Annotated in this window: 18 protein-coding genes and 1 pseudogene; 7 read left to right on the top strand and 12 right to left on the bottom strand. The window is 38.4% G+C overall.

Going from position 1 to position 20,150, the window contains the following annotated elements; all coding sequences use genetic code 11:
* Positions 1 to 244: 244 nt before the first annotated feature.
* From pheT to serC, 3 genes are all read left to right on the top strand, one after another.
* Positions 245 to 2,641, top strand: a complete 2,397-nt coding sequence (gene pheT, locus ACEYX7_RS01365) for a phenylalanine--tRNA ligase subunit beta (RefSeq protein ID WP_374900124.1) — start codon at positions 245 to 247, stop codon at positions 2,639 to 2,641.
* Entirely contained in the window at positions 2,638 to 2,934 is a 297-nt protein-coding gene (locus ACEYX7_RS01360; protein WP_374802722.1) for an integration host factor subunit alpha, read from the top strand. Before pheT ends, ACEYX7_RS01360 begins: the two co-directional genes overlap by 4 nt.
* Before the next feature lie 309 nt (positions 2,935 to 3,243).
* Entirely contained in the window at positions 3,244 to 4,323 is a 1,080-nt protein-coding gene (gene serC, locus ACEYX7_RS01355) for a 3-phosphoserine/phosphohydroxythreonine transaminase (RefSeq protein ID WP_374802720.1), read from the top strand.
* A 66-nt stretch (positions 4,324 to 4,389) separates the two neighbouring features.
* On the opposite strand, the gene ACEYX7_RS01350 is transcribed toward serC, so the two are convergent.
* On the bottom strand, positions 4,390 to 5,199 hold the full coding sequence (locus ACEYX7_RS01350) for an alpha/beta fold hydrolase (RefSeq protein WP_374807165.1): 810 nt from the start codon (positions 5,197 to 5,199) through the stop codon (positions 4,390 to 4,392).
* A gap of 592 nt (positions 5,200 to 5,791) precedes the next feature.
* On the opposite strand from ACEYX7_RS01350, the gene ACEYX7_RS01345 reads away from it, so the two are divergent.
* Positions 5,792 to 6,112: a hypothetical protein gene (locus ACEYX7_RS01345; RefSeq protein WP_374900123.1), complete on the top strand. Its 321-nt coding sequence runs from the start codon at positions 5,792 to 5,794 to the stop codon at positions 6,110 to 6,112.
* A 117-nt stretch (positions 6,113 to 6,229) separates the two neighbouring features.
* Here the strand turns inward: ACEYX7_RS01345 and sppA are convergent, their stop codons facing one another.
* The 6 genes from sppA to ACEYX7_RS01315 all read right to left on the bottom strand — a co-directional run bounded on the left by sppA (position 6,230) and on the right by ACEYX7_RS01315 (position 12,332).
* Positions 6,230 to 7,282 carry a signal peptide peptidase SppA gene (sppA, locus tag ACEYX7_RS01340; RefSeq protein ID WP_374802714.1) on the bottom strand — a complete coding sequence of 351 codons (1,053 nt, stop codon included), beginning with the start codon at positions 7,280 to 7,282 and terminating at the stop codon, positions 6,230 to 6,232.
* A 136-nt stretch (positions 7,283 to 7,418) separates the two neighbouring features.
* Positions 7,419 to 8,966, bottom strand: a complete 1,548-nt coding sequence (locus ACEYX7_RS01335; protein WP_374806757.1) for a C13 family peptidase — start codon at positions 8,964 to 8,966, stop codon at positions 7,419 to 7,421.
* A gap of 242 nt (positions 8,967 to 9,208) precedes the next feature.
* Positions 9,209 to 10,006 (bottom strand): class I SAM-dependent methyltransferase, encoded by a 798-nt coding sequence (locus tag ACEYX7_RS01330; protein WP_374900122.1) that lies wholly within the window; start codon positions 10,004 to 10,006, stop codon positions 9,209 to 9,211.
* Positions 10,007 to 10,031: 25 nt separating this feature from the next.
* Positions 10,032 to 10,856, bottom strand: a complete 825-nt coding sequence (locus ACEYX7_RS01325) for an undecaprenyl-diphosphate phosphatase (RefSeq protein ID WP_374900121.1) — start codon at positions 10,854 to 10,856, stop codon at positions 10,032 to 10,034.
* Between the two features lie 71 nt (positions 10,857 to 10,927).
* A complete protein-coding gene (gene tsaB / locus ACEYX7_RS01320) occupies positions 10,928 to 11,611 on the bottom strand; it encodes a tRNA (adenosine(37)-N6)-threonylcarbamoyltransferase complex dimerization subunit type 1 TsaB (protein ID WP_374806745.1) in 684 nt (227 codons plus the stop codon).
* A 109-nt stretch (positions 11,612 to 11,720) separates the two neighbouring features.
* Positions 11,721 to 12,332 (bottom strand): NUDIX hydrolase, encoded by a 612-nt coding sequence (locus tag ACEYX7_RS01315; RefSeq protein WP_374802708.1) that lies wholly within the window; start codon positions 12,330 to 12,332, stop codon positions 11,721 to 11,723.
* Positions 12,333 to 12,527: 195 nt separating this feature from the next.
* Here ACEYX7_RS01315 and ACEYX7_RS01310 point away from each other — a divergent pair, with 195 nt between their 5' ends.
* Positions 12,528 to 13,049, top strand: a complete 522-nt coding sequence (locus tag ACEYX7_RS01310) for a GNAT family N-acetyltransferase (protein ID WP_374802706.1) — start codon at positions 12,528 to 12,530, stop codon at positions 13,047 to 13,049.
* Positions 13,050 to 13,136: 87 nt separating this feature from the next.
* Positions 13,137 to 14,063, top strand: coding sequence for a hypothetical protein (locus ACEYX7_RS01305; protein ID WP_374802704.1), 927 nt, complete (start codon positions 13,137 to 13,139; stop codon positions 14,061 to 14,063).
* A gap of 99 nt (positions 14,064 to 14,162) precedes the next feature.
* On the opposite strand, the pseudogene ACEYX7_RS01300 reads toward ACEYX7_RS01305, so the two are convergent.
* Positions 14,163 to 15,008: pseudogene (locus ACEYX7_RS01300) on the bottom strand (phospholipase A); the annotation flags it as partial.
* Between the two features lie 11 nt (positions 15,009 to 15,019).
* Positions 15,020 to 15,304 carry a hypothetical protein gene (locus tag ACEYX7_RS01295; protein WP_374803803.1) on the bottom strand — a complete coding sequence of 95 codons (285 nt, stop codon included), beginning with the start codon at positions 15,302 to 15,304 and terminating at the stop codon, positions 15,020 to 15,022.
* Between the two features lie 222 nt (positions 15,305 to 15,526).
* Here ACEYX7_RS01295 and proB point away from each other — a divergent pair, with 222 nt between their 5' ends.
* Positions 15,527 to 16,651 (top strand): glutamate 5-kinase, encoded by a 1,125-nt coding sequence (proB, locus tag ACEYX7_RS01290; RefSeq protein WP_374803805.1) that lies wholly within the window; start codon positions 15,527 to 15,529, stop codon positions 16,649 to 16,651.
* Positions 16,652 to 16,731: 80 nt separating this feature from the next.
* Here the strand turns inward: proB and ACEYX7_RS01285 are convergent, their stop codons facing one another.
* The 3 genes from ACEYX7_RS01285 to ACEYX7_RS01275 form a co-directional block, all read right to left on the bottom strand.
* Positions 16,732 to 17,538 carry an arginyltransferase gene (locus ACEYX7_RS01285; protein WP_374900119.1) on the bottom strand — a complete coding sequence of 269 codons (807 nt, stop codon included), beginning with the start codon at positions 17,536 to 17,538 and terminating at the stop codon, positions 16,732 to 16,734.
* Positions 17,539 to 17,617: 79 nt separating this feature from the next.
* Positions 17,618 to 18,391, bottom strand: coding sequence for a leucyl/phenylalanyl-tRNA--protein transferase (aat, locus tag ACEYX7_RS01280; RefSeq protein ID WP_374803809.1), 774 nt, complete (start codon positions 18,389 to 18,391; stop codon positions 17,618 to 17,620).
* Between the two features lie 184 nt (positions 18,392 to 18,575).
* A complete protein-coding gene (locus ACEYX7_RS01275; protein ID WP_374806748.1) occupies positions 18,576 to 20,051 on the bottom strand; it encodes a mechanosensitive ion channel in 1,476 nt (491 codons plus the stop codon).
* Positions 20,052 to 20,150 lie beyond the last annotated feature (99 nt).

Raw genomic sequence — 20,150 nt, 5'->3', positions numbered from 1 at the left:
TTGAAATAACGTGATTTAAGCAAAAAAAACAGCATATTTGCATTGTAATTATATTATTTTGAAAAGTAGGGTGTGAGAAACATTGTTTCGCAAGACGCACCATTTTAATGTCGTTATTGAAAAGGTGCGTAAGACGCACCCTACTAACGAATTAAAATTTAACTATGAATTAAAAATAAATATAATGATATTTATGCTTAAATTACGTTCAAAGTAATAGTCTTACAAAATTAGGAAAATTAACATGAAATTAAGCGAACAATGGCTACGCAGTTGGGTCAATCCTGCTGTAGATAGCGATGCTGCTCTAGCTGAACAATTGACCATGTTGGGTTTGGAAATTGATGACAATTCCCCAGTGGTTGAGCCGTTTACTGGTGTAGTGGTTGGTGAAGTCTTGACGGTAGAGCAACATCCAGATGCGGATCGCTTGCGTGTGACAACTGTAAACATTGGCGATGGCAATCCATTACAAATCGTCTGCGGTGCACCGAATGTACGTGTCGGTATGAAAGCCCCAGTAGCGGTAGTGGGTGCGGTTTTGCCCAAAGATTTTAAAATTAAAAAAGGCAAATTGCGTGGCGTAGAATCGCAAGGTATGCTGTGCGGTGCATCTGAAATTGGTTTGGAAGATAAAATCGACGGCTTGTTAGAGCTTGCCGATGATGCACCAGTGGGCGTAAATATCCGTGATTATTTGAATCTTGATGATCGTGTGTTAGATATTAGCATCACGCCAAACCGTGGCGATTGCTTTAGCTTGCGTGGTATTGCCCGTGAGATTGCCGTCATTAACAAAATGACTTATCAAGCCAGTGAAATTGTTGATGTTCCTGCAGATTTCCAAAGTGATTTAACGGTAAATTTAGTCAGTGACACCGCACCACGTTATTTGGGTCGTGTGGTGAAAAACGTCAATACCAAAGCCGTCACGCCTGAATGGATGGAACGTGCTTTGAGTCGTTCGGGTATTCGTAGTCATAGCATTTTGGTGGACATTATCAACTATGTAATGATGGAATTTGGTCAGCCGATGCACGCATTTGATTTTGCGGGCGTACAAGGTGGCATTCAAGTGCGTTTGGCAAAAGCAGGCGAGACCTTGCAATTGCTGAATGAGCAAAATGTTGAGTTACATGACGATATTACCGTGATTGCCGATGATGTCAAAGTATTGGCGATTGGTGGTATCATGGGTGGCTTATCATCAAGCGTGACCGATAGCACCACTGATATTTTATTAGAAAGTGCTTTCTTTGAACCGATTGCCATTGCAGGGCGTGCAAGACGTTTTGGTTTGCATACTGACGCATCACAACGTTTTGAGCGTGGTGTGGATTTCAATTTGCCGATGCTTGCTATGCAACGTGCTAGTCAATTGATTAAACAATATGCAGGCGGTGAATTTTCACAAATTATCAGTGCAGAAAAGGCTGATGCCTTGCCAAAACGTCATGCGATTGAGCTAAGTCAAGCACAAGTGGATAAACTATTGGGTTTCCCTATTTCTGCTGATTTTATCGTGGATACATTACAGCGTTTGGAATGCCAAGTTGAAAGCCATGGCGACAGTAGCTGGACAGTGACACCGCCAAGTCACCGTTATGATTTGAATATTTATCAGGATTTGATTGAAGAAATTGCTCGTATTTACGGCTATGACAATATTCCAGTCGGTCATGCCAGCATGCCAATCAAGCTTGAAGATTATCAAGATCAAACTGAAATTGGACAATTACGCCAAACTTTGGTTAGCTTAGGTTATCAAGAAGCGATTAGCTTTAGTTTTGTCGATAAAAAATTGGAACAACAGCTTAATCCAAATGGACATACTTTGGCATTAGCCAATCCAATTTCTAGTGAATTGGCGGTGATGCGTAGTACTTTGGTGAGTAGCTTGATTCCGTGTGTACAGTACAACCTAAACCGTCAGCAACATCGTGTGCGTTTCTTTGAATTGGGTTTGCGTTTTGCGGTGGGTGCAGAGCAAAATATTGACAGTTTACAACAAATTCCAACTTTGGCAATGATTGCAGTCGGTTCACATTTACCAGAACAATGGCACGGTAAAGCCAAAGGCATGGATTTTTATGATCTTAAAGCTGAAGTAGAGCAGTTATTAAGCTTAGCAAAGTATGATGTGAAAACTGAGATTGAATATGTGCGTAGTGAGCGTGCATGGTTGCATCCAGGACAATCGGCTGAAATCCTTGTACAAGGAAAATCAATTGGTTATTTAGGTCGTTTACATCCATCACTTGAAGAAAGTTTGGATTTAGGGCAAACTTGGTTGGCAGAGTTAGATAAAGACCAACTTCTTCGCAGTTTTAGCCACAAATTTACAGAACTTTCACGTTTTCCGTCCGTTAAACGCGATATTTCGATTGTAATTAGTGACAAAATCGATAATAATCAAATCATCCAAACCATTCGTCAAACTGCCGATGGCTTACTTGATGATGTTTGGTTATTTGACGTTTACACTGGACAGGGTGTAGAAGATGGGCATCGTTCTTTGGCATTTGCTTTGCAATTCCAGCATGCATCTCGCACGCTAGAAGATGCGGAAATCAAACAGACCATGGATAATGTCATTCAGACATTGGAATCAAAATATAATGCAAAATTGAGGGCGTCATGACAGCATTAACAAAGGCAGAGATGGCTGAACACTTGAGTGAAAAGACTCACTTGAATCGCCGAGAAGCCAAACAGTTGGTGGAGTTATTTTTCCACGAGTTAAGTCAATCTCTGATTAACGGCGAACAAGTGAAACTATCAGGTTTCGGTAACTTTGAATTACGTGACAAGCGTCAGAGACCAGGACGAAATCCAAAGACAGGAGAGGAGATTCCAATTACGGCTAGACGTGTGGTGACTTTCCGTGCAGGTCAAAAATTTAGACAACGTGTTGAAGGTGAGCAAGACGCTTAATCTATTCATTGCGTTTGTATGAAGCAAAATATATCGTAAGTAAATAAGGGGTGACACGGTTCATCCCTTATTTTTTTGCTGATAAATTTGATCGATATATTGATGATTTGTATGGCAGAATCTTTAGTCACTCACCATAAAGAGATGAGAGACTATTTTTATTTTTGGTGTGAAATACATTTTGCTAACCATTAGAAAATCTTTAAATTAATCGAAAAAAATAATTCATTTTTATATTTAAAAGATAAAAAAATGATTCAATCTCTGCTAAACTCACTGACTCTCTTTTCAAATGATTGGAATGTTGTCATGCGTGCCTATAATTTTTGTGCTGGTCCTGCAAGTTTACCTACCGCAGTCTTGGAAAAAGCCCAAGCAGAAATGCTTGATTGGCAGGGCAAAGGCGTATCGGTGATGGAAATTAGCCATCGTAGTAAAGACTATATGGCTGTAGCAGAAAAAGCAGAGGCTGATTTACGCAAGCTGATGAATATTTCTGATGATTATGCAGTGCTATTTTTACAAGGTGGTGCAAGCTTACAATTTTCAGCAGTGGCTTTAAACCTATTGGGAAAAAATAATAAAGCTGATTATATCCATACAGGGATTTGGTCAGAAAAAGCCTATAAAGAAGCACAGCGTTATGGCGAGATTAATGTCATTGACGCATTAAAACAACAAGATGGTCAGTTTCGTATTTCGCCACAAAGCGAATGGCAATTATCGAATGACGCATGCTATGTGCATTATGCGGATAATGAAACCATTGGCGGTCTGCAATTTAGCGAGATTCCTGATACAGATAAGCCATTAGTATCTGACTTCTCTTCAAGTATTCTTTCTGCACCTCTGGACGTGAGTCGTTTTGGTTTGATTTATGCAGGTGCTCAAAAAAATATTGGTCCTGCGGGTCTAACGATTGCGATTGTTCGTAAAGATTTATTAGACCAAGCTCAAAGCATTACACCAAATGTGTTGCGATATAGCGAACAAGCCAAAAATGGCTCTATGCTCAATACGCCAGCAACTTATTCTTGGTATTTAGCTGGTTTGGTTTTTGAATGGTTATTAGCACAGGGTGGGGTAGAGGCAATTCATGCTATCAATCAGCAAAAAGCCCAATTATTGTATGATTATATCGATCAAAGTGGCTTTTATCATAATCCAATCGCTAAACCAAACCGTTCATTGATGAACGTGCCATTTACTTTGGCAGATGAAAGCTTGGAAAAAACTTTCCTTGCAGAAGCGGAACAACGTCATTTGTTAAATTTGGCAGGACACCGTTCGGTGGGCGGTATGCGTGCCAGTATTTATAATGCGATACCGTTAGAAGGTGTACAAGCATTGGTTTCATTTATGCAAGACTTTGCGAAAAAGCACGGCTAATCAGTACACTTAATCAACATAATATCAAAATACCGCTATCATCTAGCGGTATTTTTTTGCTTTTACTTAAAGCGTATTTTGCAGGATTAATTGCTGGATTAAAGTAGCCGTTTGCTTCGGAAATTGTAACGGAAACATGTGTCCTCCTGCTATTTCCATATATTCAAAGCCGAATGCTTTGGCACTCGCTTGGGCAGTAGCTTGTTTTACAAAAGGGCTATCTTGACCTGCAATCAACGTGACAGGCATATCCAATGTTTTACGATGCTGTGCTTGCCAATATAATGAAGGTAAGTTACGGAAAATATCTACTTCTTTAGACTTATCAACTGCCAATTTAACACCGCCGTTCTCTTGATCGTCTACCAAGGCATATTGGATATAATGATCAAAGCTATTTTGACTAAAGTCTTTAAAAAAACCACGCTGACGTAATAGACTATGGGCTTGTTCTCGATTCTCCCAATGATCACGACGTTTTTTGGATAGACCAGCAGGACTGATTTTATCAACAAAATAATCATGTGTCTTTTGTGCTAAATGCAAAGTCAAAGCATGATAACCAACAAATAATGGCGGATCTAACAAAATTAATTGCTCAATCAAATCAGGACGTTGCATAGCAGCTTGTAAACTGAGTATGCCACCTAGTGAATGTCCAACGGCAATCACTTTTTTTCCTTGGTATTGCTGTTCAATACTTTGTATGACCTGCTGTGTCAATGCTTGCCAGTGCATATCTATTGCATAGTCATCATGCATTCCAAAGGCAGTATCTGGAGTAATAATCCCATAACCATCGAGATAAGAAAATAGCTCCTGATATACAGGTGTTGGCACGCCGTTGGCATGAGCGAAATGAATCAATGCAGACATGGTTTTACATCAATGATACAGGTTGGAAGCATAATACTATATTCGATAGTAAATATATAGCGGATATTTTATTTAACTAGTTCACATAAAATCATAAAAGTGTCAATTTTTATGTATAAAAATCACTCCATAAAGTGTAATTTATGGAACATTTTACCCATAATTGAAAATAAATATTTGTATTTATATATATTATACCTTTGCATTTAAATTAAATCTACATTGTTTTTCATGAACTTATGAATAAATCATGACACTAAAAAAATAAAAAAATATTTTGATTAAAATATTTACACCTCAATCTCTTCTTATTTGTAACATTTTGCCAATCAAGAAATGAGCCATAACGTAGCAAAAAAATCATTTCTAATTTGATTGATAAATCATCATGTGCTAGAAGCTATATATCATCATACTTTCTTCATGATTTGAAGAATCATAAAAAAAATGATGAAAGGGCTAAAAAAATTCTATTAGACATTAGTTCAATTTTTTTTGTAACTTTTTGATATCGATTTTAGTAATAATTAAGCTACAATACATCTAATTTATTAATAATTTTCTCTATCTAGCTATAAGAGAAATACTGAATATGTCGAATTTGAATCAATTTAAAGCACTATGTTGCGATACAGCAAAACTACTTAATTTGACTGACTATACTTATCAAGAAAGTATTTCATTTTCATTTATGTTGGATTTGGCAGATAGCGGTGACGTCACTGCACAACGCTGGGTTGCAGACAGCTATTATTACGGTGAAAATACTCAACAAGATCTTGCCAAAGCAATGAACTGGTACTTACGTGCGGCTATACAAGGTGATGAGATTGCTCAGCAGTTTATTGAAATATGTTTAGACTGTAGTAATCTGAGTACGGAGAATGCAAACATAAATGATTGGTTTGCTTAGTATTATTGTTCGATAAATTTTAACCCCTTTTTAGACTGACAGCAAAATATTGCTCACTTCAATAAAAAAAGCAGTACTCATCAAAGTACTGCTTTTACTATATCAATTAACCTTGCTTTATTTTAGGCTGACATCATTGTTACTTTGAATTTCTTTTTTCAACGATTGTCCAATGCCTTGTCCAACGGCATTAGCACTCATACCCAAAATTGAATCCAATGGATTGTGTTTCACAGTATAGTCTACTACGCGGTCAATTTTGAGCTCACGAGACAATGTATCAACGCTACCCACTTTATCGGCAATACCAAGTTTGATGGCTTGTTCACCACTCCAAAATAATCCTGAGAAAATTTTAGGATCGGTGCTTAATCGACTGCCACGACCAGTTTTTACTGCGTCAATAAAATGTGAATGCACGTTATCTAGCATAGCTTGAACATGCTGCTTTTCAAATTCATCAATAGGCTTACTCATACTCAAGATATTTTTGTGTTCACCAGCAGTCATGGTGCGATCTTGTACGCCCACTTTACGCATCAATTCTTCTACATTGTAGTTAGGCATGATGACGCCAATTGAACCGATGATGCTTGAGCGATTCACATAAATCTCATCAGCAGCTGAAGCGATATAATACGCACCTGATGCACCAATATCTCCCACGACAGCATACACTTTCTTTTCAGGGAACTTGGTTTTTTGATAACGAATTTCTTGCCAAATTTCGTCTGATTGTACTGGCGAGCCGCCTGGGGAATTAATTTCTAAGATAATTGCCTTACTATTGCTCGCTTCAAACGCATCGCGAATCGCTTCATTGGTGTCTGCACTATTAACACTTTTACTGTCATTAGAAATCGTTCCGTTGATGCTGACTACTGCCAAATGTTCACGATTGACATTTGGTTTTTTACTGCTATTTAGTCCAGCACCTGTGCTACAACTACGGCTCATAAGTAGTACGACAACCAGTAGATAACAGAAAGTGAGTAGTTTGAAAAAGATGCCCCAACGTCTAGCACGGCGTTGCTCTTCCACGGAAGAAAGAACGGCTTTTTCTAAAATCTTCCATTCTTGACCCGTAGGTTGCTGACCTTGTTGCTGTGGTTGCGGTACGTGATTGTTGTTAGACTGATTATTGTTTGGTTGCGGTGGCCAATCTGACATATATTTACCCTAAAATAGCCCATGCATAATCATTGTGACAGGGGATGTGTGGTTTAAAAAACATGCTTAAGCCAAATATTCTAGCATAGCTCATCGCCCTAAAGAAAAGAGATTGTTAGGGATTGCGTAACGGGATCTAAGATACAGTTTGCCCAGTATTTTGCGATGTAGGTTGCATCCTGCTACTATTGCCATTTAGGTTTTGGCTTGTATCTGCTTTGGTCGTTTCTTTATTGATAATAGGATTTGTGCTAGGTTGTGTTTGTCCCATCAGTAGTGGCGTTGGTGTTGCTGACGGTGTTGCGGTAACGCCAGTTGCCATATTTTGAGGAAAAAGACGCTTTTCGAATTGTGGCAAAATCAATTGCATATTTTGACCCAATGACCATTGTGGCTCTGACGGATCAAAACCTTGTGCAGTTTCCCACTTTTGCACTGTGGCTTGTGCTTGATCAAATGCTGCCTTTAAGCTACTGTTATTTCGCATTGCCTCATCAATAAAAGCACGCCCAAAATAAGTATAATCCGCTTCGTTACTACAACCAAAAGATGATTTATCACTGGCTGATGCGGTAATCACTAAAGTATCAGGCGACTGCAAAGCAGGAATAAAACTTCCTGAATAACAGGCAGATACCACAATTACACGCCAACGGATATTGGCATCATCCAGAGCTTTACGTAACCATTGCGGATCGATATCATCCATATCAATAGGCTCTTGTGCCAACTCAAATTGATTTTCTAAACCATGTGATGTCATGTATAAAAATAATACATCATTATCACGATTCATTCTTTGTCCGATACGTTTTAGAGCTTCAGCAATACTGGTTTTGGTTGCCATCGGCAGGGTATCAGTCGTCTCTTGATTATTAATCAATGCAATTGAATGACCTAATGTACCAAAACGAGTATCAAACTGCTCTTTCATGCGTTCAATTTCAGATTTAAACACATTTTGGTATCCCGCACCCGCAATACCCAAAAAGTACCACTGGGTTTGTGCTTGAGCATTCAGCTGTACACCGTCCAAAGCTTGATTGAGCAAGGTACTTTGTGCATATACAGCTTGCTCTGATATAGTTGGCGTTGGCTCATCGAATTTCCAAATCGGCTGTGTCTTACTGGTAGATTGCCATACAACCAAAGTGACTAGGGTTGCCAAAAGAATCAAAATCCGTTCCCACCACGGCCAGTGTAATACTTTAGACAATACCCACACTACAGCCATACTTTGCCAAATAAACAGACCTAAAATTAATGGCGGTAAAATGGGATAGATGATCGCTGGCAATAAATTCACAATTGACAGAAATTGTATCAGGCTTTGAAAAAGGGCAATATTGACATCAAGTACCAGCCATAATAAAGCGGGTACTAAAGCAATTTTTGGATATTCTAATTTTTGTGCAACAAAAACCCCTGCAATCAATGCCAAAAATGGCCATAATACATAGCTGACCAAACCTTGAGCATTAAATTCACCTTGTTGGTTGGCAATTAGCCAAGCTACTAGAGTGTTGGCAAGACAACCAAAAATTCCCCAAAGTAATAATTGTCGTGCGGTAGGTGCGACCCAATCAAAACAGCGTCGAGAACCCAAAAAAGCAAGCATGCCTGCAACTTGATTACGCCAAATATTTTGCCAAAAAAAAGGTGTAGCTTGGATGTCCAAATCCATGACAATGTTGGTGTTTTTTGTATTGTTATCTGATGTAGTCAAGAAATCACAGCCTGTATAAAGTTGTAACAAAAGGTTTAAATTATTTCATAATGTAACATGATTTTGCGAAATAATTCAATGTTTAAATCTTAATGATTTTAAGGTGAAATGTAATTTATTTTAAAGTTTGGTATGCGATATAACAAAGTGATGGTGTTTAGCCTAATAGACTGTTTTTATTTACTTTTAAACAGAAAAAATCAGTCTAACTGAAAGTAACCATCAAAACGCACCGCATCGCCGAGCCATTGATGTTGTGGCATTTGTTGATTCAAAGCTTCTGCGTGACGTGGACGCTTTACAATAACACGTTTCGACTTGGCTTGTGCTAGAGAGAGTAGGTTTTCACCCAAATCAATTTCATGTTCTAAACTTAACAAATGATGTAAAACCTGCATTTGCTTTTTGACCTGTGCTTGTTTTTTGGCTTGTTTTTGATTGGCATCACGTTGTGGAAACATCGGATCTAAATAAATCACGTCATATTGTTTTGGCTGAATTTGGGTCAAATAGTCTGCTGATTCCGCATGGACAATATGCATTCTTTCTGCATAAATTTTTAATTGAGGATGATGTAAAGCGTTCTGCCATGTTGTGAGCAATAATAAATACAGAATTGGATGGCGTTCAATTAATGTGACATTTAAGCCCAAACTTGCCAGTAATAGACCATCATGCCCTAAGCCAGCGGTACAATCTAAAATGTTTTGTCCTTGCTGTTGATAACAGGCATGTGCCAACAATTCATTTTTGGTATTGGCGTGTTTGAGGCGATAAATTTCATCTTGCCAAGCGGGTTGCATTTTCATGCTGTTCCATGCCAGATGTAAACCATCATCGTCCAAAATTAAACTTAATTCTGGATTTTGACGTAGAAACTTAATATTAATATTTTCAACAAAAATAACATTGAGTGGCTGTTGTGACAAAGCACAATATTGTTCTTGCCAATATTGTGCCTGTGCGTGTAAGTGATTTAAACTGTATAAATTCAGCATATCTTTTTAATGCAGTAATGTTAAACTACCACAATTTCCAACCTGTCAAAGCGAATAACAGAATAATTACACCAGAAATAATACGGTAATAAGCGAAAATTTTGAAATCACGTTTCGCAACATAAGCAACAAGCATACGGATAAAAAGTAATGCAGAAACAAATGAAACAACCAAACCCACAAAAAATACTGTCCAATCAGCACCACTTTCATAGATATGATGTTGTTTATACAGGTCTAAAACACCTGCACCCACTAATACTGGAATACCTAAAAAGAATGAAAACTCAGTCGCCGCTTTACGGGATACGCCAAGCATCATCGCACCAATAATACTAGAGCCTGAGCGAGAAGTACCAGGAATAATAGCTAGCGTTTGGATCAAACCAATCATCATTGCTTGTTTCAAAGTCAAATCTTCAACTTCTTCAGCTTCGATTTTTTTCGGTCTATTTTCTACCCATAAAATAATAAAGCCACCAATAATCAAGCCCAAAGCAACAGTGACATTATTAAATAATAATTCTTTTACTTTTTCACCAAAAGTCAAACCGACCAACATAATTGGAATGGATGCAATAATAATAGTAATGGCTAAATGGCGACCTTTTTTCTCACCTGTCAGCATACCCATTGCTGCACCCCACAGGCGACCCCAATATTGGTAAATTACTGCCAAAATGGCACCCATTTGAATCGCGACAATAAATAAGTCAGCTTTTTCTTTGGTCCAAAAATCCATTAATTCTGCGGCGAGAATCAAATGCCCCGTACTAGAAATCGGTAAAAACTCGGTAATGCCTTCGACAATACCCATGATGACCGCTTTGATTAACAATAAAATATCCATAGATTCGACTCTTGATAGGATGACATCATTTCACATTGAGAGAAATGTTTTAATTTAAATAAAATCTGAGTTTAGGCTTTTTGCTCAGCAATTTTTTTCCATGCATTGTCACGCAAATATACGGGCAATGCTTGCTCAGCAGGGACGGCTTTGTTATGTTGCCAATCGTACTGTGCCAATTGGCTAATCGCAATTGCATCTGCATGAATACTGGCATCGACAATCATTGAATTTTCAGTATTTTGCAATAAGTTTGCACCACTGCCAACACAGATAGATAATGCACTTTGCTGTGCATCTACATAACTTAATAATTGCTCTTCGCCTTGTAAGTGCATTATGCCATCTTGCAATTGATAATTTGCAAAATATACTTCATTCATACGTGCATCAATCACGGCACTAATTTGCTCATTAGCGAGCTTCTGATAGGCTTTTTGGGCAATCGCTTGCAAAGTTGAGATAGGCAGTACGGGTAAATCGTTTGCCCATGCCAAAGCTTGTGCCACAGCTGCATTGATACGCACACCACTGAATGCACCAGGTCCACGGCTGAATGCAATCGCATCGAGATCTTTCCATGTCCAATGTGCATGAGCGAGTGCTTGCTCAATCATTGGTAAAATAAGCTGTGTTTGCATTCTTGGTTCAAAATTTTCTTGAAAAAAAACAATCTCTTGACCATGTGATAAAGCGACAGAACACTGCTCATTGGCTGTTTCTAAGGCTAGGATTTTGGCTGAATGCGATGACATAGCAGACTCGGGCAATTTAAAACTTGCCTATGATACTTGAGCGACTGACAAAAATCACCATTTCACTGGGGAAAAATATTATAAATCCACATAAAGATGTAATAATTGGTTAATCTTGACGATAAAAATCAAACCATTCCTTGTGTTGTTGTAAGCCTTTTTTGAGTAATACATTTAAAATTGTTGCAGTCAAACCCCACACAATACTCAATCTTGGCTCACCATTCACATTCTCTATAAAATGAATACTAGGAAAAATCCAATTTTGATTTAAAAAATGCACAGTATAAGGTTGCGGTGTGTCTTGAATAAATTGTTGTAGTGGTAAATAAAAAATGTGTTCAATCTCGTCTGCTTGTAGCGTAAGAGGCAAATCTTTATCAATCACTGCCACAATCGGACGCACACGCAAGCCTGATTTGGAACGTTGAATCGGTAATTCACCTAATAATTGTACTTGTTCGGGCAATAGAGCAATTTCTTCAAAGGCTTCTCGCAAAGCGACGTGAATATCATTCGCATCTTCTGCATCACGTTTGCCACCCACGAAAGATACTTCGCCAGCATGTTGACGTAAGTGTCCTGCACGTTTGCTCAATAAAATTTTTGGCTCAAGTTCATCAGTAATCGCGACCAAAACTGCTGCATCAGCATCCTGATGATAAACATCATGAAATTCAAGATGTTGCTGTAGTTTTGATAAGAGCGGTGATTGAAACATGATGGTTGGATCAATTGGTGCGAGGTGACGCAGTCATTGTGATGGATTTTAATTTTTTTGTCTAGGTGTGATTAAAATACGCTGAAATTGAAATAAAAACGATTGTGACTTGATAAAGAATTATATATATTCAATTGGCTTGTCTTGTATTATATTTTGCGTAGCAATGACATATTTAAAATCAGGGAGTATGATATGGCTAATCATTCAGCACATTTAATCATTAGGGCTACAGAATCTCAAGATGCGAACGCACTTGCAGAATTATATCGTGAGCCTGAAATTTATCGCCAAACTTTACAATTACCCATGCAATCTTATGGCATTTGGCAACAACGCATGCAAAATATACCAAGCAATGTCTATTCCTTTGTTGCTGAGTCAGACGGTAAAATGATTGGTAATGTTGCTTTGACAGTGGAAACAAGACCACGTTGCAATCATATTGCTGAATTTGTCATTGCAGTATCGACATCCGCACAAGGCAAAGGTGTAGGCAGTACCTTGCTTAAACATATTTTGGACTTGGCGGATAATTGGCTCAATCTGCACCGTGTACAATTGAAAGTCTATGCTGACAATCAAAAGGCCATTGATTTTTATGAAAAACACGGATTTATCAAAGAAGGTTTATTCAAAGATTTTGCTTTTGGTGATGGCAAATATTTAGATACCTTTATGATGGCAAGAATCCACCCTTATCATAAAGAGGGATAAATTAGCATAGATTTTTAATCATTAGACTTGAAATTTATACGTTTGGCATAATATTAGTTTTAGGCTTAACCATTTTTAATGACCAATATGAATAACAGTAACCATCAACAAATTGAAATCATTCATTTAGATTGCGAACACTTTGGCGGTCATGCCGAACATTGGAAAATTCTGACGCAAGACTCAGACAATGATGTTACACTGTGGTTGCAGTACGCATTAAGCAGTCCAAGCTCACCAATGGGCTTGTGCCATGACGAACGTCAATTGCCAAAAGATGTATGGTTATTGCAAGGTCCAGAGAATAGTGATGTGGTCATCAATCAAATTGTTTTGGTTGAAAATCACCATCCTAAAAGTCTAAAAACAGCGTTTCCAAGCTTTACCAGCCCTTATAAAGTACAAGCTAAAATCACACGTATTTTATCTTGTACTAACAATCACGAGGGTGTACTGCAAGCTGAATTGGCGAATGGTACAGTGTTATATGGTTATGATAGTTTGTTTGCGGTCAATCAAGCTTGTTATCAGGCAGGCAAGAGTTACGATATTGAATTGAGTGCATTTTCATACAATTTGGAGAAAGTGCCAACAACTGAAACCATGCAAATCGACGATCCAGCGGCAATTCATCACCACCGTGCGTTAAATGATATTTTGGTAGATCATCAAGGCAAAACACCTGACAATTTGCAAGAGTTACTCAAACAATGGCAACCAAAAAATGCCGATGACCTACAGCCTGTGACGATCGATATATCGAAAATGGTGGCGTATCTGTATGGTGAGCATTTAGGTCAAGAAGATGAAGCTTGGTTCCAAGGTGATATTGTCGGGAAAAGCCATTATAATTTGATGGGTCAAAACGTGATTTTCTATGACGTGGCAATCATGCGTGAAGAAAATGCCCAGCCTATTATTGTACGTATGATTAATCATGTTGGCGATAAAGAATATGAAGTCGGTGATTATGTACGTGGTAATATTTGGTTGCAGTTTAAGATTTATGATTGATTTTATTCAAAATCTAAAGAAAGAACTCTTCCTGAACAAAAAATACCGCTAAAATCTAGCGGTATTTTCATATATATGATTTATCGGTTAGTCTTAAAATCAGAACCAATTTGCCAATGAAACACCTAAACCAATGTGAGTCGCACGATGATTGTAGTCAATAAGACTTTCACCATAACCATCAAACAGTTGCACATATCCACGGAAATTATTGGTTAAAGGAAAAGACCAATCGAATTGTGCTGCACCACGATTATTTTCTCCGCCTTTAAGCGTATGTCTTAACATCAAAGAAAAATTCTGGTCTTTCCATTTATAATTTGCAGTCAAGTCAGCACGACCGATATAGTTTTTGATGTCAGGGTTATTGTCTTCAGCACGCTTTTCTTCAAGACGATACCAAGGGCGTAGCATCAACGTAAAGTTATCTTTTTCAAGACCAATATTCAGCATCGCACGATTCCAGCTGCGTGAGAATGGATCAGAACGACCATTCGACTGATGGTTAAAACTCAAACCTAATAATCGACCATGCAAACCTAAAAAGTTGTAATTGGTACGCCAAACAAACATGGCTTCTGGTTCATAGTTGGTCTCGCGGAATGGGCGAGATTGTTGACCATTAAAAATTTGCCAACGTGATGACTGGCTATAGCCAAACCAAACATCACCATTATCACCAAACACATTTTGCATGACTTTTGATTTCAAAGATAATTGAAACCTCATCTCTGTACTTTTTAGATCTTGTGGTGAAGTCACAGTATTATTTTGATTTGGACTGGATGGTAGCTCATTTTTATGAGAAGTCCAAGTTAGAGGCATAGCATAAATCGGCTGGTAGGCACGCAATTGCCATGTACCGAGTTTGCTATTTGGCGATAATTCCCAGCGTTGATCAAGCAATGATACACTTGGATCAAACTTTGGTGCCTCACCAACCAAATCATAACTCTCTATATTGGTACGGATATTTTGTCCAAGTTCTCCAATACGATTTTTAAAATCCTCACTGCTGATGGTGGAAAAAGCTGATCATAACAAGCCAATCGATCACTGTTGCTTGATAATCCGATACACGCTTGTGGTGATACAGGGGCAGCTGTAGTTTGTGGTGTTAAGTTATGATGATCACTATTGTTTTGAACTGTTGTATTGGCAAAGACTGGTTCAGAACAGATTAATATACTGCTCAATAGTAAATGATAACGATAATGTGTCAGTTGGGAAGTTTTTTTCATGAAAGATAAGCCATAAAAAGCGGTATTTTTTTGAGTTTGGCATCTTAGCAAAAGGTTTTTATGCTCACAAACATAACATGTGTACTGATGAGTTCTAATAAGTATTGATTGACCAAATTAAGATAGTTATGCATAAAATAAAACTTTGCCATTATCTATGATTCAGTTAAGATAGTCGCTCAAATTAAACCATTTATTTGATACAGAATTTAGGCAATTTTTATGCATAGCACTACCCGTGATACTTCAAATTATCGCCGTATCGTGATAAAAATCGGCTCAGCACTTCTTACCGCCAACGGACAAGGTCTAGATACGGAAATCATTCAACATTGGGTTGGACAAATTGCTGCGTTACATCAACAGGGTGTTGAAATCATTTTGGTATCAAGTGGTGCAGTAGCAGAAGGTATGGTGCGTATGCAGCTTGCACAGCGTCCAGATCATTTGCCTGCTTTGCAAGCTTGTGCTGCAATTGGACAGATGGGATTGGTACAGGCATGGTCATCTGCACTACAACATCATCAAATCCAGACTGCACAAATCTTGCTGACACACGATGATTTAAGCGATAGAAGACGCTATCTAAATTCTTGCGATACCTTACGTCAGCTGTTGGCATGGCGGGTTATTCCTGTGATCAACGAAAATGATACTGTAGCTACAGATGAGATTCGTTTTGGTGATAATGACACTTTAGCTGCTGTGATCGCAGCACAGGTACAAGCGGATGTACTGATTATTTTGACTGATCAGCAAGGATTATTCGATGCAGATCCACGTCAGCATCCAGATGCCAAATTATTACCAGAAGTGCATGCATTGGATGAGAGTTTGTTTGATATTGCAGGCGATGGTGGTGTGCTGGGGCGTGGCGGTATGCTGACCAAGGTACGTGCGGCACGTTTGGCTGCAAAGGGTGGTTGCCCAACATTGATTGCAAGTGGCGAACAGCCTTTGGTATTGTCACGTCTGATGCAAGGTGAAATGCTTGGTACATTATTTAATACAGAAAATGACCGCATTACTGCTCGTCAGCAATGGTTAGCAGCTCATCTACAAACAGCAGGGCGTTTGGTGATCGATGCAGGGGCAGTACAAGCCATTAAGCAAAATCATCGTAGTTTGTTGCCTGTGGGTGTTGTGGCAGTACAAGGTCATTTTCAGCGTGGTGATGTGGTCGAGTGCATTGATCAAACAGGGCAGCGTGTGGCAGTAGGTATGGTGAATTTTAGCTCACAATCTGCAGAAAAGATCAAAGGATTAAACTTGGACAAAGTACATCAGGTATTAGGTGAAATACGCTCCCCTGAAATGATCCATCGTGATCACATGGCGATTTACTGATGTCTTAGGCAATCGATTTAAAACAAAAAAACCTTATATCGTGATGGTATAAGGTTTTTTTTATGCTATTTATAAGAATGTTAAGCCTTTTCACCGTCTATTTCAGTGGTGGGTATCATTAGGCTATTTCCCAATTCATATAATGCTTTTTCATCAAAATTACTGGCAAGCTTATACCAACGCTCTTCCAAAAAAACTTCCAAAGGCTGATAGTCACTTTTATAACGCATTTTTTTGGCATGTGGCACCCAATAGCCTAAATAGATATAGTCAAGGTTTAATTTTTTTGTATATTCGATAAGGCTGATAATAGAGTATACACCCAGACTGCGATGCTGTTGATCTGGGTCAAAGAATGTATAGACAGCAGAAATCCCATCGTCTAAATAGTCGCATACAGCGACACAAATTAATTGTTGCTTATCCCACAATTCCAAAGCAAAAGTATCTGTACAAGAGATTTTTAGGAAATTATCAAATTGCTCTCGACTCGGTGGATACATATCACCGTCAGCGTGGCGAATTTGGATATATTTTTCGTACAAGGCATAATGGATTTCATTCATGTCTTCTACTTTACGGATATGATAAGTCAAGTCTTTATTACGCTTTATCGCCTTTTTTTGCTTACTATTGGGTAGAAAATCTTGCACAACAAGGCGACATGAAAGACATTGCTTACACAACTGACATTCTGGGCGATAGATAAAATCGCCACTGCGACGAAAGCCTGCACGTGACAATTTCGATAGTAATTGCGTCGTAACAGGTTGCTTCGGATCTAAAAAGATCATCTGTGCATTCAATTCTTTAATATAACTACAATGGTGTGTAGGTGTTAGAAAATAATTTAATTCTTTAAGGACTAAGTCTGTGGTAAGTGCCATAATTTTTCACAACATTTTGATAAATATAATATAAAGTCATCTTGATACTTTGACTGTGCTTAGAGTCAATATGCGAGATTTACTCGTTATGCATAAACTTGATATTTTCTAGGCATTGTTTTAGATTAAAGTCTTGATGTTGATATTTTTTCCAATCTACGCATTCTAAATTTACAGTCTGCTGTAAATCATGTAAAAAATCGTATCGAGAAATCAAACTTGCACCTAAACTAATAAGATGTGGATTTTCTAATTGACCATCGACCCAAGGGCAGTTTTCGCGTTTGGCAAGCATCATCAAGGCAAAAAAAGCCATTTTGGATGCATCGGTGACTTTATGAAACATCGATTCACCAAAAAAGCCACTTCCCAAATTGACGCCATACAAACCACCAATCATCTTTTCGCCATCAATGTTTTTTTGCCAAATTTCAATACTATGTGCCAAGCCCAAACGGTGTAATGCAATATAACTATCAATCATACTGCTACCAATCCATGTGTCTTGGCTATAATTGCGTGGAGCAGCACAGTTTTGAATCACTTGTTCAAAATCATAATCAATACGTAATAAATAATCCTGCTTTTTGATATTACGCACAAGGCTTTTACTAGGTTGATATTGTTTGGGATAAATCACACAACGTGGCTCGGGACTCCACCAATAAATCGGCTCGCCAGTATTAAACCACGGGAACATACCATGATAATAAGCATAGACCAAACTGCTCGGGCTTAAATCACCACCAATACAAATCAAACCATGTTCATCTAATCGCCCTTGTTGTTCTAATTCAAAAGGCTTGGGAAAATCATAAGCACATTGCTGTAATAATTTCGGAATCAGTGACATAAGCAGATGTGATGTAAATAAAAAAGAGAAGAATTAAAATTAACGCTTTTTGGGATATTTTGCAAATTTTAAAATGGGAAAATTGAAAATAAATATGTTAAAAATGTCATCTTGATAATAAAAAAACCGCCTAAACACAAGGTTTAGACGGCTTTACGATAAATAAACTTGCGACTATCTTCAATTAGAAAGTAGGCTTATTGTCTTTATCATCGATTTCTTTTTCAGCTTTGTCTTGAACACGCTTTAACAAACGTGCAGCCGCTTCACGGCCACCTAGACCGAATGCCAAAGCAAATGCCACAGCAACTGCACCCAAAGTTAAGCCGAATGCAAGGTTTACAATAGAGTCAGCGATACCCATTGCACGCAGGCCCATTGCTAATACTAAGCCCATGATGAGTACACGAACCAAGTTTGCAAGGAAGTTTGAGCCATTTTGTGAACGTTTTACTACGTTTGCAACCACATTTGCCAACCAGAAACCGATTGCCAAAATCACCGCACCAAGTACGATTTGTGCACCAAATTCAATGAATTTACTTAATAAATCACTGACTTGAGTGAAGCCTAAATGATTTGCTGCTGCAATACTGGCAAACAACAACGCAAAGAACATGATGAGATGACCAATCGCATCCGTTAGACGTGTTGTACCCAATACATCTTGCATGCCTACGCGTGCAGGCAAGGCATTCACGCCAGTGTTTTCAAGTAACCCTTTGACGATGTTTACCACAAAACGCACAACAAAATAAGTCAAACCAATAATTGCGACAGCACCAACGATTTGTGGAATAGCCATCATGATTTGATTGAGCATATTGGTTGCTGGGGTGACAATTGCTTCAATTTGTAAAGCATTTAGACCCATGATGATTGCCATCACCATCACAATCAAATATACAAAGCTGCCTGCAACATTGGCGATTTGTAGTTGGTCACTGATGCCTGCTTTTTGTGCTACGCCTTGGATATTTAAACTTGCGACAAGGTTAGTCACGATACCACGTAGGATTTTGGCAACGATATAACCCACAAAGAAGAATAGACCAGCAGTAAAAATCTTTGGTAAGAATGCAAAAATGTCATTCATCATACCATTGATTGGGGTAAGCATTGCACTTAAGCCCAGCTTTTGTAATACCATTGACAAGAACATCAATAGGATAAACCAATACGCAATGCTAGCAATGTTTTCGCTCATTGGGCTTACACCAGCTTCAGTGGCGAGTTTTTCGTCCAATGTGGTGCGATTCAATGCTGTAACAATTAATTTGCGTACTACAGTCGCTACTACCCAACCGATTACTGCAATTATAGCAGCTGCAATCAAGTTAGGTAAGAATAGCAGAACGCTGTTAATCATATTACCAAATGGGGTGGAAATGGCATCAAGTCTCAAGAAGCTCATTGCCGCAGCAACCGCCATCAAAAACACAAACCAAAAAGCAATACGTGACGAAATACGGGCGACATCGTACTGAGCACCTGTCGTTGTATTCATACGCTGGTTAATATTTGCAGATGTTGCAAGACGATGTACACCAGCACCGACTACACCGGCGATAATCCAGCCTAAGATAAAAATTAATAAAGCACCTAGCATGGTCATGATGGATGAACCAAGCGTTGGAAATTGTACGAAAAAGTTTTGCATAGATTCTCCGAAGTTACAAAACTAGGGTGTGTTGACATACAAAGAAAATCAGTTATTCTGATTATATGAATAGACTAACACTTACTGATGCCCAATGGG

The sequence above is a fragment of the Hubeiibacter jixunmingi genome (assembly GCF_041928215.1).
Taxonomy (GTDB): domain Bacteria; phylum Pseudomonadota; class Gammaproteobacteria; order Pseudomonadales; family Moraxellaceae; genus Acinetobacter.
This window is presented reverse-complemented; position numbering and strand designations above follow the sequence as displayed.